General features: G+C 49.1%; 10 protein-coding genes and 2 tRNA genes. 4 read left to right on the forward strand and 8 right to left on the reverse strand.

All coding sequences use genetic code 11. The features are described from left to right. Window positions 1–113: 113 nt before the first annotated feature. A tRNA-Tyr gene (locus tag FGS84_RS27110) sits at window positions 114–195 on the forward strand. A 102-nt stretch (window positions 196–297) separates the two neighbouring features. Further along, window positions 298–381: transfer RNA gene (locus FGS84_RS27115), tRNA-Leu, on the forward strand. 47 nt (window positions 382–428) lie between these two features. Here the strand turns inward: FGS84_RS27115 and nagA are convergent. From nagA to FGS84_RS27145, 6 genes are read right to left on the reverse strand one after another with little or no spacing between them, the layout of a single operon-like run. Continuing rightward, on the reverse strand, window positions 429–1604 hold the full coding sequence (gene nagA / locus FGS84_RS27120) for an N-acetylglucosamine-6-phosphate deacetylase (protein ID WP_138311320.1): 1176 nt from the start codon (window positions 1602–1604) through the stop codon (window positions 429–431). A 17-nt stretch (window positions 1605–1621) separates the two neighbouring features. Continuing rightward, window positions 1622–2362, reverse strand: a complete 741-nt coding sequence (locus FGS84_RS27125) for a 6-phosphogluconolactonase (RefSeq protein WP_138311321.1) — start codon at window positions 2360–2362, stop codon at window positions 1622–1624. 42 nt (window positions 2363–2404) lie between these two features. After that, window positions 2405–3481, reverse strand: a complete 1077-nt coding sequence (locus FGS84_RS27130) for a Gfo/Idh/MocA family oxidoreductase (RefSeq protein ID WP_138311322.1) — start codon at window positions 3479–3481, stop codon at window positions 2405–2407. A gap of 50 nt (window positions 3482–3531) precedes the next feature. Next, window positions 3532–4818, reverse strand: a complete 1287-nt coding sequence (locus FGS84_RS27135) for a TRAP transporter large permease (RefSeq protein ID WP_138311323.1) — start codon at window positions 4816–4818, stop codon at window positions 3532–3534. Window positions 4819–4824: 6 nt separating this feature from the next. Then, window positions 4825–5313 carry a TRAP transporter small permease gene (locus FGS84_RS27140; RefSeq protein ID WP_138311324.1) on the reverse strand — a complete coding sequence of 163 codons (489 nt, stop codon included), beginning with the start codon at window positions 5311–5313 and terminating at the stop codon, window positions 4825–4827. Between the two features lie 37 nt (window positions 5314–5350). Continuing rightward, window positions 5351–6469, reverse strand: a complete 1119-nt coding sequence (locus tag FGS84_RS27145) for a TRAP transporter substrate-binding protein (RefSeq protein WP_138311325.1) — start codon at window positions 6467–6469, stop codon at window positions 5351–5353. A 333-nt stretch (window positions 6470–6802) separates the two neighbouring features. Here FGS84_RS27145 and FGS84_RS27150 point away from each other — a divergent pair, with 333 nt between their 5' ends. Both FGS84_RS27150 and FGS84_RS27155 read left to right on the forward strand, forming a co-directional pair. Next, on the forward strand, window positions 6803–7861 hold the full coding sequence (locus FGS84_RS27150) for a LacI family DNA-binding transcriptional regulator (protein ID WP_138311326.1): 1059 nt from the start codon (window positions 6803–6805) through the stop codon (window positions 7859–7861). 44 nt (window positions 7862–7905) lie between these two features. Further along, a complete protein-coding gene (locus FGS84_RS27155) occupies window positions 7906–9177 on the forward strand; it encodes a DUF362 domain-containing protein (protein ID WP_138311327.1) in 1272 nt (423 codons plus the stop codon). 126 nt (window positions 9178–9303) lie between these two features. Here the strand turns inward: FGS84_RS27155 and FGS84_RS27160 are convergent, their stop codons facing one another. Further along, complete coding sequence (locus FGS84_RS27160; RefSeq protein ID WP_138311328.1) at window positions 9304–11430, reverse strand: glycoside hydrolase family 13 protein; 2127 nt, start codon at window positions 11428–11430, stop codon at window positions 9304–9306. A 400-nt stretch (window positions 11431–11830) separates the two neighbouring features. Beyond that, window positions 11831–13645, reverse strand: coding sequence for an ATP-dependent zinc metalloprotease FtsH (gene ftsH / locus FGS84_RS27165; protein ID WP_138311329.1), 1815 nt, complete (start codon window positions 13643–13645; stop codon window positions 11831–11833). Between the last annotated feature and the right edge of the window lies 1 nt (window position 13646).

A 13646-nucleotide genomic window follows, 5' to 3' on the forward strand; every position in this document is an offset into this window, starting at 1 on the left:
TATGCCGGAAACAGCCGGTATACGGGCAATAAACGGGTGATAAATGTTCACAAAATACTTGATTTTTTTCAAAGTCTGTGGTATTATAATCACTGCTTATCAAAGCAATATCTGGGCGAATTCCCGAGTGGCCAAAGGGGACAGACTGTAAATCTGCTGCTAATAGCTTCGGTGGTTCGAATCCACCTTCGCCCACTAGCGTGCCATTAGATTAGCTTAAGGACATCAGTGCAGTGCACGTAAAGGTCCTGGTTTTCAGCCCTGGCACGTACTAAAGAGTACCTGTGAGTACTTTATGCGGGTGTGGTGGAATAGGCAGACACAAGGGACTTAAAATCCCTCGGTAGCGATACCGTGCCGGTTCAAGTCCGGCCACCCGCATGTACGAAAAAGCCCTGGAATATATTTCCGGGGCTTTTTCATGCGTTTTAACTTACGGCTTTCTTTCCTTTAACCAGCACTTCCTGAATTCTGATATCATCATCAAATATGACGACGTCTCCATCCATTCCAACTGAAAGGCTTCCCTTTCTGTCCTGGATACCGAGAACCTTTGCCGGATTATATGTCATCATGCGCACTGCATCCACCAGACGTACCTCTGCCTGATGATACATGGTGCGGACACACCGGTCTGCGGTACAGACGCTTCCTGCAAAAGCGCTTCGGTCCGGCAGCACCGCCACACCGTCATCAATGATACATTCCTGTCCGTGGGCCAGGCTTCCCAGCAGTACATGTTCACCATCGCTCATACCTGCCCCTCTCATGGAATCAGTGACAAGGCAGATATCCTCAATGGGCTTCATCTTTACAATAAATCTAAGCAGTTCCGGCGGCAGATGTTTGCCGTCCGCTATAATTTCCACGGTCATTCCGTCTATCAGGTAGGCGCTTTCAATCACTCCCAGGTGGCGGAACGCGTTGATTCTGCGGATGGTGGACATTCCTGAATACAGATGAGTCACATGGGTATAACCTCGTTCCCATGCCTTTATGACATCCTCATAGGTTGCATCTGAATGACCAATTGATGCCAGAATTCCCCTGGCCTTCAGTTCATCCGCCAGTTCCATGGCTCCTTCCAGCTCCGGCGCCGCCGACATGCGGATGATATCATCCGATGCATCCAGCAGCTTTCTGTAGTCGTCTTGTGCAGGTATCTTTATGTATTGGGGGTCCTGTGCCCCCCTCTGTTCCAGTGAAAAATAGGGGCCCTCCAGATGGATGCCCAGAAGCTCCGGTCCATCCTTCATCTGCTTTTTAGCTTCACGGTAGCATTCAAAGAAAGCCAGCAGTTCCTCGTCCGTACAAGTCAGGGTAGTGGGGCATATGGATGTGGTTCCATGAACCAGATGGGCCCTGCATGCCCGGATGATTGCCTCCGGGGTACCATCCATAAAATCATATCCTCCTCCGCCATGAGTATGGATATCTATAAATCCCGGACCCACATACGCCCCTTCAGCATCAATATAGCAGTCTGCCTCAGGCCTCCTCTCCTTGACAATACCTGTTATGACTCCGTCTTCCATAACAAGACTGGCCTGCTCCATCATTCTGTGAGGCGTTATTAATCTTCCATTGATTATTGCAGTCTTCATGGCCTTCTCCTATTTCTTTACACCTGCGGAATGACCTTGGAAGCCGAATCACCATCCAGAAACAGATTCCAGTCAGGATGCGTTTTCAGTATAGTTGCCGGAACCAGGTTAGACACTGCTTCTGCTGACAATGCCTTCTGAATCGCATCACTCTTGCGTATACCGGGTACAATGGTAACAATGGTGCGGCTCTTCAATATCTGGGGTACGGTCATGGATATAGCCTGGGCCGGCACATCATCCAGAGTCGGGAACCACCCTTCATTTACCTGCTGCTGCTTACACTTCTGGTCCAGATTTACAATGATATAGGCCCGGTCCGTTTCAAAATCAGCAGGAGGGTCATTAAATGCAATATGTGCATTTTCTCCGATTCCTACCAGAGCAACATCGATAGGTGCCTTTCCCAGTTCTTCTGTCAGAACAGCAATATTTTCCTCCACATTGCCCTCGCCGTTTACAAGATATGCCTTCTTGGGGTTAACAACCTGTATAAAGCGTTCCTTCAGATACTTGCGGAAACTGGCCTTATGCGTCTCCGGAAGATTGATGTATTCATCCAGATGGAACATGACCACCTTATCCCACTCCACTTCCATCTCCGTCAGATATCTGATTGACTCTATCTGGGACTCTCCTGTGGACAGGAGAATTCTGGCCTCCCCGTTTTGTGCAATGGTACGGTTGATTGCCTGTGCCGCGCATGCTGCTGCTCTTTGTGCCATCTCACTTGATGTTCTAGAAATATTAATGTTCATAATCAACCCTTCTCCTTTAATCCGAACTTTTCATTGCAGATATTAATATTCAATCTCTAATATCCTGCCTGCCTCAGCGCTCATATGGGCATACTGACACATTATAGTGGACACAATTGCTTCTTCTCCTGTGGGATACAGTCCTTCCAGTTCTTCCAGGGTAGTTCCCTCCTTCATGCGGTTCACCAGCTGAAGGAAAAACAGCATGGACTCAATGCAATACCCGGAAGGTACCGGACCCGCCACCGGGTCATCTATCATCATGTTTCCATAGGGATTCACCACATGGCTGTAACTGTCAGCATTATATGCGGCCACAACGCCCCTGTCCTGGCTGTCTACTTCCTGGAATCCTTCTGTGCCCACCAGACGAATCTGCTGGTTCACAATGGATGAAAAGCTGTTTGGAAGTATCCAGGATGCATCCACCGTAATGCTGGTCCCGCTTGCAAATTCAAACTTGGACTGAAGGGAATCATATGTATCAATGCCCATGGATGTAAGTTTTTTCTTGATTCCGGAGGCATATACCCGCACTGGTTTTTCGCCCAAAAGCCAGTATATCAGGTCGAAGAAATGGATGCCGATAAACCAGGCCGGCGAACTGTTCTGCGCCCAGTTTTTAAACCAGACCGAAGGAACCAGAATCTTGTCCTCCATACACACATAGCCATATTCTATTTCTCCCAGCCTGCCTTCCTTAATCGCATTCCGCAGCTGGATATGGGCCGGGTCAAAGCGCTTATGGAAATCCACATAAAGCATGACATTATTGTCCTTTGCCGCCTGTATCATCCGCTTACCCTGTTCAATATCCGTAGATAGAGGTTTCTGGGCCAGAATATGAATCTTTCTTTTAGCTGCTTCCAGAACCACCTCCTCATGGAGATAATCCGGTGTGACCACCGCCACTGCATCCAGCCCCTCTTTATCAAACATTTCCCTATAATCTGTGTACCCTTTAATGCCATACTTTTCATTCATGGATTTGAGCGTATCCGGGTTGATATCTGCAACTGCTGCAAATTCAATCTCTCCCCTCTTATGCGCACCATAGTATGCGTTAATAAGAACACTGCCATAGGTTCCGGCTCCAACCACGCCAACTTTTGCTTTCATTTATATTTCCCTCCATAATCTAAATATTCTTTATCATAATGCTTGTTATATTATACGTAACCAAACAGTCCGGGCAGGAACATGGTAATGGGCTCAATATAGGTCACCATGGTCAGGGCGATGAACAGCGGAATGAGCCAGGGCGATACCATTTTTACCACGTCGCCAAAGGAACGCTTGGATGCCGATGAGAGCATATACAGAGACATTCCTACCGGCGGAGTCAGCAGTCCAATCATCATGTTCAGCACCAGAATCACGCCCATATGGATAGGGCTGATATTTGCAATAGCCATTAAAGGAGTCAGAATGGGCAGCATAATCATGATTGCCGCTACCACTTCAATAAACATCCCCAAAACCAGCAGGATAAGGTTAACCAGCAGCAGGATGACATAGCGGTTGGATGTAACCGAAAGAATCAGCTCCACCACTACCTTATCAATCTGCTCATAGGTCATAACCCAGGCAAAAAGGGACGCCCCTACCACTACTGCAATGGATGGTCCTACCTGACGGACCGTGGCCACTGCCAGAGACGGAAGCTTGCGTATATCCATTTCCCTGTACACAAAGCAGGATACGATTGTGCCATACAGCACGCTGAACATAGCTGATTCAGTAGGCGTAAACCAGCCTGTCCATATTCCTCCCAACATAATGGCCGGGAACATCAGGGCCGGAAGGGCTTCCAGAAATGCCTTCCATTTTTCACGTCCGGATGCCTTTGCATGTCTGGGATATTTTCTCTTTCTGGCGATAATATATATATAGATACATAAAACAATACACAGGACAACGCCAGGGCCAAGACCTGCCATAAAAAGGGCTCCAATTGACACATTTGCCATTGCTCCATATATAACGAACGGAATACTGGGCGGTATGATTGGACCCACGGTGCTCGAGGCGCCTGTAACGCCAAGTGTCAGGTCGTCATCATATTTCTCATCCCTCATTGCTTTGATTTCAATCATTCCCAGCCCGCCCACATCCGCCAGGGCGGAACCGCTGATACCGGAGAATATCAGGCTGGACAGAACGTTCACATATGCAAGTCCGCCGCTCCAATGGCCAATCATCTTCTTGGCAAAACCAAATATACGGTCCGTGACACCCCCGTTGTTCATGACCTGCCCGGCAAAGATAAAGAAAGGAACAGCCAGGAGTGTAAAGGAATTAGGCGCATTCATCATCTTATTCATAGCCGTCATCATGGACAGCTGGGGCGTCAGATAAATGTACAGCAGGGAAGACCCTAAAAGACACAGATACATAGGCGCTCTCATAACCATCAGAATCAGGAACACCAGAAAGAATACTTTAATCGGCTCCATATACTCCTACTCCTCCTTTCCATTCAGATTTCCAATTTTCCGGACACTGTTTACGGCATTTACCAGACAGCGGATGGAGCCCAGGAAAAAACCCAGGACCATTCCCGCCGCCACCACTGACATGGGGATTTCCATGGCAGCGGATTTTACCACCTTCTGAAATTCAAAAAACTGAACGGACCAGTACAGCAGGTAAGCGTGAATTCCAAAGCAGAACAGGCTTGTAAGTGTCCGGAGGAGCTGGTTTGGTACTCCCTTAACAAATGAAAGAAAGACCTCAACATTGAAATGCTCAAATTTCTTCTCTCCCAGGGAAATGCACAGGAATACGACCCATATGTAACAAAAGCGGGATATTTCTTCCGAAAACAGCAGCGCTTTCTTCAGAAAGATACGGGAGAACATCTGGCACAGGATTGTAATACACATGACGCCAAATAAAGAGCCCGCTATAATCTCCTCCAGGGAGTTAAATACCTTCAATAGCTTCTTCATGCTTACCTCCGTTGTTTCACTCTGTCAGCAGGTTTCATTATTCCTTCCAATTGGCCTTAAAGTCATTCAGGTCCTTGATGGCCGCGGCCCATTGAGGATCACTTCCGAAGTTCTCCTCCACCACCTTGGCTGCGTTGGCCTTAAATGCCTCAATATCCGGTTCAATGACCTTCATTCCCTGTTCCTTAAGGAATTCCAGACCTTCTTCTGTCTCTTTATTGATTCTCTCCTCAATGATAGGGCGGTACTTCGCAAGCACATCTGTAATGACCTGGCGCTGCTCCTCTGTAAGACTCTGCCAAACCTGCTCCGAAACCTCCACCGTACCAAGATGGACGGAATGCTTTGTCAGAACAATTGCATCCTGCACTTCATAGAACTTCTGGGCAATAATTGTGGGAACAGGGTTTTCTTCTCCTACCACGACGCCAGTCTGCAGTGAAAGGTATAATTCACTCATATTAATGGGGACCGGATTGCCGCCCAGAGCAGCCACCACGGTTTTGGCTATGGGCGTGTCCATACAGCGGACGGAAAGACCTGACAAATCATCCGGTTTCATCGGCTCCACGCCTTTGATTGTCAGATTTCTGTCCCCGTAATACCATACATCCAATGTCCGCACACCGCTTGCGTTAAGGACTGTCTCATTGTACATTTTCTGCGAGCCTTCGGATGCAAAATAGTCATAGGCCTGTTTTACATTGTCAAACGCATAGGGCAGCGAGTATACCTGGACCTGGTCGCAGAAGGATGCCAGGATGCTTGGACCTGTGACCTCAAAAGCCAGAGAGCCTGTACGCAGCATATCCAGCGCCTCTGCCTGTGTGCCTAAAGTGGCTCCCGGATAAACTTTGATTTTAAGGGCTCCATTGGTCCTTTCCTCAATCTCCTTTGCAATATCATAGGAAACCTGGCTCCACGCATGGCTTTCAGGCTCTCCCAGATACCAGGACAATTCAAGTGTTTCGCCTGCCGCCGCCTCACTTGCGGTATCCTCAGCCTTGCTTTCTTCCGCTTTGGCTTCCTTGGTATCGGCTGCCGCAGGGGCTGCTGTGGATGGCGTCTCCTTCTGACCGCCGCAGGCTGTCATACTTCCCGCAGCCATCATCACTGCCAGTGCCAGACCTGCCATCCTCTTGGTTCTTTTTCTCATCTTACATGTCCTCCTTTTAATAAAATATAATTATGGTGGTTATATGCACCCCAGTCATCCTGTGATGCACGTATGCTCTCTGCTTTCTCATATCCGTTTTTTGTTTTGTAAGCTCATTATATTATAGAAAACGTTTTCTGTCAATATTTCTACAAATATTTTTATTTTCACCTTTATTTTTCAACATTTTCACGTTGATTTTCTATCTATCTCCATTTATTCTTGTCTTAATTTTCTATTATTTTCTTCTTTTTCTATTGCTTTTCTATCATTTAAGTATTATCATACATATATATGCTTTTTCATAATCTGATTTTAAAGGAGATACATCGTATGAATCATACCAGCCATAATGTTACCATAGGCGACGTTGCAAAGGCTGCTGGTACTTCCGTTTCTACTGTTTCCCGTGTTTTGAGCGGCAGCGATTATCCTGTCAGCGCTGCCAAGAGGGAACGTGTACTGCATGCTGCAAACACGCTGGGCTACGAGCCAAACCTGCTTGGGCGCATGCTGAAGACAAATACCAATCCCTCCATAGGAATTATCATCCCCTCTTTCCAGAATCCGTTCTACACCCAGCTAATCATAGGGATTGAGAAAGAGGCTATGGCAAATAATTATTTTCCATTGGTATTCAGTTCACAGAGAAGTCCGGAGACCGAGCGTAATCTGATTAACAATCTTATAAAAAACAGGGTAAAAGGGTTGATGATTTCTTCTATTGACGACTCTCCCCAGGCCGTGGAGCATTTTGTATCCACCGGCGGGAAGGTGTGCATATTTGAATCCAACTACTCTGACACAGACAAGGTCATAAACGCAAAGACAGATATGCTGGGAGCCGGACGCACTGCTGCCGAGTACCTGATATCACAGGGGCACCGGTCAATCGCATTTTTAAGTACTCCGTTTAACCGTCAGTCACGAATTATGACCCTGGACGGCTACAAACTGGCCCTGGCGAACAATGGCCTTTCATTTTCCGAAGATGATGTAATGACAGTCCAGTATGAATCCGAAGCGGATTCCGGACTATATGAGATGGAAGCCGGCCATAAGCTGGCAGACAAATTCCTGGAAGCGAGAGCAAGAAAAGAATACACTGCCATCATGGCAGTCAATGATTTGATTGCTTATGGAATCATCCAGCGCCTGCAGGAAAGAGGGCTGGGGATACCCGATGATATTTCAATCGTATCATTTGATAATATCCCCTATTCCGGGCTCATCAATCCGCCTCTTACCACCATGGACATGCCTGCCAGATTACTGGGACAGCGGGCCTGTCATTTAATCATTGATTCCTTAAATTCAAATGAAGACCATAACGGCATTACTCTGTCAGTCAGCGCCGAGCTGGTCGTACGCAAATCAGTAAAAGCCCTGTGACCGCCGTGCCCTCCTTCATAACCATAATAAAGGAGATAGCTAATATGGATTCTGCATTATACAATGTAATCGGCAACGTTAAGATACCCAAAATGGCCCGTGTGCGCCAGAAGTTCGACCCATCCGAAATCGCGGACCCGGTACTGGAGGTGCGCAGGGAACTTAGCCGTCCGGAGATAGCAGCCGCCATTAAGCCAGGCATGAACATAGCCATAACAGCAGGAAGCCGCGGCATACATAATCACAAGCTGATTCTGAAAGCAGTGGTGGATATCGTCAGGGAACACGGGGCGAATCCATTTGTGATACCGGCCATGGGAAGCCACGGAGGGGCTACTGCCCAGGGACAGCTGGAAGTATTGGAAGGATTCGGAATTACATCCGGCTATCTTGGCTGTCCCATTAAGTCCAGCATGGAGACAGTCAGGATAGGAGCCAGCCCGGCAGGCCATGATGTTCATATTGATAAGAATGCATGGGAGGCTGACGGCATTATCGTAATTAATAAAATCAAGCCCCACACTGCATTCAGAGGCTCCTATGAAAGCGGCCTCATGAAGATGATGACCATTGGTTTAGGCAAACAGTATGGGGCCAGCCTGTGCCATCAGTCCGGTTTCAAGAATATGGGACGTCTCGTTCCCATGTTCGCCAATGTCATCCTGGCAAACTGCAACGTCTTATTCGGTCTGGGCATTGTGGAGAACGCTTATAGCCGCACACATATGTTAAAGGCATTGACTCCTCAGGAAATACCGGAAAAGGAGCCAGGTCTTCTGGTACTGGCCCGTTCATTGATGCCGCGCATTCTCTTTGACGACATCGCTGTATTAGTAATTGACGAGATAGGAAAAAATTTCAGCGGCGACGGCCAGGACCCCAATGTTTCTTCCCGCTTTGCCACGCCCTATGCCTCCGGTGATTTTACCATACAAAAGGTATGTGTGCTGGACCTGTCGGACAAAAGCCACGGCATTATGATTGGAGCCGGCTGCGCAGATACCTGCACCCGGCGTCTGGTGGATAAGGCCAATCTGGAGGCAAGCTACATCAATGCCATAACCTCCACTGTATTTGACTGCGTACGGCTTCCCATGATTCTTAAAAATGATTATTTTGCCATGGCTGCCTGTATCAAAACCTGTAATGAAGTGGATATAAATCATATCCGTATGGTGAGGATTCCCAATACTCTGGAGATAGGTGAGATATGGATATCCGAAAGCATGATGGAAGACGCCCGGAAGAATCCGCAGATAGAAATCATCAGCCAGCCCCAGGAACTGCCCTTTAATGAAGAGGGAAATCTCTGGTAGTTTGGTACCCTCTGCACAGCAAAAAAAGAGCACCTCCCCGCCCGCGGAACAATCCCCGCCTCCGGAAGGTGCTCTTTCCTATTCAAAATCCATCTGTCTTACATCATCTGTCTGTGCGTTTCCCGCCTACTTCTCCACAGCCGCTGCCGCGTCATCCGCGAACCGGGACCCCACCACAGGATAAAACTCATCCGGCTGTGATACGAACACGGCTGCACTGTAAGGCGGCATGTTCAGCTTCAGAGTTCCGTCCTTTACACGGTAGAATATGACGCCTGCATTATATCCTGTCTCGGTGGTCAGTATGGGCCTGCCCAGCACCATGTCGTCGGTAATGCCCAGCTGCCATACCGGAATGTCCATGGTCTGGCTGTCCGGACAGTTGGATATCACCGCCACAGCCTGATATTTCCCATACATGCGCCCGTATGCAATCTTCTGGTATCCGGCCAGAAGCGGCTTAACCGCACCCTTTCTGAATACAGGGATATTGCGGTGTATGCCGGTCATATAGCGGTGGAACTCAATGAGCTCCAGGTCCTCTTTTCCCCATGGATAAGTGCGCCTGCTGTCAGGGTCCGTCCACCCGCAGACGCCCGCCTCATCCCCATAGTAAAGGGTGGGGGCTCCCGGCCAGGTCATCTGAATCACCACTGCTTCCCGGAACACACAGGGCTTTATGTTCTGCCCCGCCTTCTCCGGTCCGGCAGTCTGGATACGGCCTACCATCTGATTGGTCCTGGTAAGGAAACGGGAATGGTCATGGTTGGACAGCTGGTTCATGGCCGTCATCACCGTGTTGGTCTGCATACGGCTCATATGGTATCCCATGGCGTTGAAAAATGCTTCCCCGTCTCCCCATATGCCTCCGTTATAACTGTCACTGTGCTTCTCCATGCCGGTGAGGAACCATGTGACCGGTTCCATAAAGGCATCGTAATTCATGATGGAATCCCACTGGTCGCCCTCCAGCCAGGAAGCCGGGTCACCGTAGTGCTCCGCCAGAATCAGGGTCTCCGGATTCGCCTCCTTCACAGCCTGACGGAACCTGCGCCAGAATTCGTGGTTATACTCTGCGGTGTGTCCTAAATCAGCAGCCACGTCCAGGCGCCAGCCGTCAATGGAATAGGGCGGCGAAACCCACTTTCTGGCCACATTCAGTATATATTCCACCAGCTTCTCGGAATTCTCATAGTTTAACTTGGGCAGGGTATCGTGCCCCCACCATCCGTCGTATGTCCGGTTATAAGGCCAGGCAGCGTCGCTGTCGTCATGGAACTGGAAAAAGCTGTGGTACGGGCTTGCCTTGCTCTCATAGGCGCCTGCCTCATAATCCCCGGAATGCTCATAGATTCCCTCGGCGTCCAGCCACTTGTTAAAGGAGCCGCAGTGATTGAATACCCCGTCCAGAATCACCCGCATTCCCCGTTTATGGACTTCCTCCACAAACAGGGCAAAGAATGCATCGCTGGCCTCCAGATTCTCCTTGCCCGCGCTGCGCAGCACATACCGGTCAACCTCCTTGTTATCCGCGGCATCCGGCCTGACCAGATTCCCCCCATCCTTTACAATTTTTGTAAAATGCGGGTCAATATGCTCATAATCCTGACAGTCGTACTTATGGTTGGAGGGAGATACAAATACCGGATTCAGATATATGGCCTCCACGCCCAGTCCTTTGATGTAATCCAGCTTATCCCATATTCCCTGAAGGTCGCCTCCGTAGAAGTAACCCACATCCATGGTAGCTGGGTACCGGTCCCATTCCGTTACCTTCTGGACCGGACGGCCGATATAGACATACTCATATGATTCCACATCGTTTGTCTCATCTCCATTGCAGAAACGGTCCACGAATATCTGGTACATGACCGCCCCCTTTGCCCACTCCGGCGTATGGAAACCCGGTGTAATCTTAAAATCAAAACATGGCTGACCGTCCTGTGTGGGTCCCAGTCGGTTATAAAGACAGACATCCTGCTCAGATACCACTTTAAAGTGATAAAGCACCTGGTCGGTGCCTACTGTGATTTCATATTCATAATAATCAAACAAATCATCGGACATAGCCTTGGTCATTTCCACCTCGGCTTTATCCTCCACGTAATATACATGTTCCACATTGCCCTTAGCTGTCCGCATGCGAAGCAGCACATCGTCATCTGCGTCCGGTTCCATTGGCATGCGGTAATCCTCTGTCTCAGAGGAAAAAAGGGCATCCCTGTTAATACGTCCCTTTATATTATTTTCCACGTTTTATATCCTTTTCCTAATTTGCTCATACTTATATAATCCTGTTCCTTTATTGTATCTGAATTTTCTCAAATATACAAGAAAAATAATATCAGAAAAATCTTGATAACATTACGCCTTTTCCATGGTTTTCTCACAAAGTGAAAAGCCTGGCGGGGTAGCCAGGCTTTTCAGGAGAAGGTATTTCGTTTCTTATGGGGTGTAGCAAAAACTATATAATGTATTGGGGGGGTTACGTCTATTATAATAGCATAGGAATGAAAAAAAGTGTGCACAAAGATGCAATATTTTCCAGGCCATTTATGAGCAATATAGACAAGGGAGGGGGATTTTTCACTTTTCTCCCCCTCCCAATGCTGTTTTTCTTCATCTGCAGCCCTAAAAACCCGGGCCGGCCATACTACTGCGCCGGTGTAAACAGCGCCTCAAACTCAGTCTGGCTGATTTTCTCTTTCTCAATCAGCAAATCAGCGCAGGCATGGAGGACGTAGTCATACTCTCTGATGATGTCCTTTGCCTTCTGATAGCACTCGTCAATGATTCGCTTAACCTCGCTGTCAATGGTGTCAGCCACCTCATTGCCGTAGGTTTTGGTGTGGGCCAGGTCCCGGCCGATGAATACCTCATTCTCATCCCCGCCGTACTGAATCATGCCCACCTTCTCAGACATACCGTACTGGGTCACCATGGCCCTGGCAATCTGGGTGGCCTGCTTGATATCCTGGGATGCACCGGTGGTGATATCGTCAAATATCAGCTCCTCCGCAATCCGGCCGCCTAAATCCACCATAATATTCTGCATCATACGGCCCCTGGTGTTAAACATCTCATCCTTTTCAGGCAGGGGCATGGTATAGCCGGCTGCGCCGATTCCAGTGGGGATGATGGACACGGTGTGCACCGGTCCCACATCCGGAAGCACATGGAACAGGATGGCGTGGCCCGCTTCGTGGTAGGCTGTTATCTTCTTATCCTTCTCAGATATTACCTTGCTTCTCTTCTCCGCGCCGATTCCCACCTTTACAAAGGCCCGGTCTATATCGCTCTGCTTGATGAACCTGCGGTTATCCCTGGCGGATATAATGGCCGCCTCATTCATCAGGTTTTCCAGGTCAGCTCCTGTGAAGCCTGACGTGGTCTGGGCTACCCGGTGTAAATCCACATCCTCGCTGAGGGGCTTTTCCTTGGAATGAACCTTAAGGATTTCCTCACGGCCCTTCACATCGGGCCGGCCCACCGCCACCTTTCTGTCGAAACGGCCCGGACGCAGAATAGCCGGGTCCAGGATATCCACGCGGTTGGTAGCCGCCATGACGATGATGCCTTCATTGACGCCAAAGCCGTCCATTTCAACCAGCAGCTGGTTCAGCGTCTGCTCCCTTTCATCATGGCCGCCGCCCATGCCCGTACCTCTGCGGCGGGCCACTGCGTCAATCTCATCAATGAACACGATACAGGGAGAATTCTTCTTGGCTTCCTCGAACAAATCGCGGACGCGGGAGGCGCCCACGCCTACGAACATCTCCACGAAATCAGAACCCGAAATGGAGAAAAACGGAACGCCTGCCTCGCCGGCAACCGCCTTGGCAAGCAATGTCTTACCTGTTCCGGGAGGCCCCACCAGAAGAAGGCCCTTTGGAATCCTGGCCCCCACGCTGGTATACTTCTGCGGATTCTTAAGGAAATCCACCACCTCTTCCAGTTCTTCCTTTTCTTCCACCAGACCGGCCACATTGGAAAAATTAACCTTGCTGTCCCGGCTCATCCTGGCCCTGCTCTTGCCGAAATTCATCATCCTGGCGTTGGCGCCTCCGCCTCCCGCGCTCCGGTTCATGACCATAATGATGATGACTACCACCACGATAGACAGCATAAAGGGAAGAATGATGGTCACCAGATAGTTCTCCTGGGGCACATCCATGGTCGTATAAGCCATGTCATGGGCTTCCAGTAACGTTTGGGCGTCCTTAACATCTGAAACATAAAGCCGCTTTACCTGACCGTCCATAAGGGTCAGCACCACTTCTCCCGTGGGAGTCTGCGGATTCTGGTGGATGCTCACGTCTGCTGCCTGGCCATCCTCCAGTATCTTGATAAAATCCTGATTTGTAACCTTATCCGCCTGCCTTGCGTAAGGGAATCTCACTGCGGTGGCGATTAAAATCAGCATCAGGAGTATAAATATAAATCCTCTAAATGTCTGCTGCTGTCTCACC

It is taken from the genome of Clostridium sp. 1001271st1 H5 (assembly GCF_005845215.1).
Lineage (GTDB): Bacteria > Bacillota > Clostridia > Lachnospirales > Lachnospiraceae > Enterocloster.

Bases quoted from the DNA above. Each gene is read 5' to 3' on its own strand.
- nagA (WP_138311320.1), bottom strand. From the start codon at position 1,604: ATGAAGACTGCAATAATCAATGGAAGATTAATAACGCCTCACAGAATG.
- FGS84_RS27125 (WP_138311321.1), bottom strand. From the start codon at position 2,362: ATGAACATTAATATTTCTAGAACATCAAGTGAGATGGCACAAAGAGCA.
- FGS84_RS27130 (WP_138311322.1), bottom strand. From the start codon at position 3,481: ATGAAAGCAAAAGTTGGCGTGGTTGGAGCCGGAACCTATGGCAGTGTT.
- FGS84_RS27135 (WP_138311323.1), bottom strand. From the start codon at position 4,818: ATGGAGCCGATTAAAGTATTCTTTCTGGTGTTCCTGATTCTGATGGTT.
- FGS84_RS27140 (WP_138311324.1), bottom strand. From the start codon at position 5,313: ATGAAGAAGCTATTGAAGGTATTTAACTCCCTGGAGGAGATTATAGCG.
- FGS84_RS27145 (WP_138311325.1), bottom strand. From the start codon at position 6,469: ATGAGAAAAAGAACCAAGAGGATGGCAGGTCTGGCACTGGCAGTGATG.
- FGS84_RS27150 (WP_138311326.1), top strand. From the start codon at position 6,803: ATGAATCATACCAGCCATAATGTTACCATAGGCGACGTTGCAAAGGCT.
- FGS84_RS27155 (WP_138311327.1), top strand. From the start codon at position 7,906: ATGGATTCTGCATTATACAATGTAATCGGCAACGTTAAGATACCCAAA.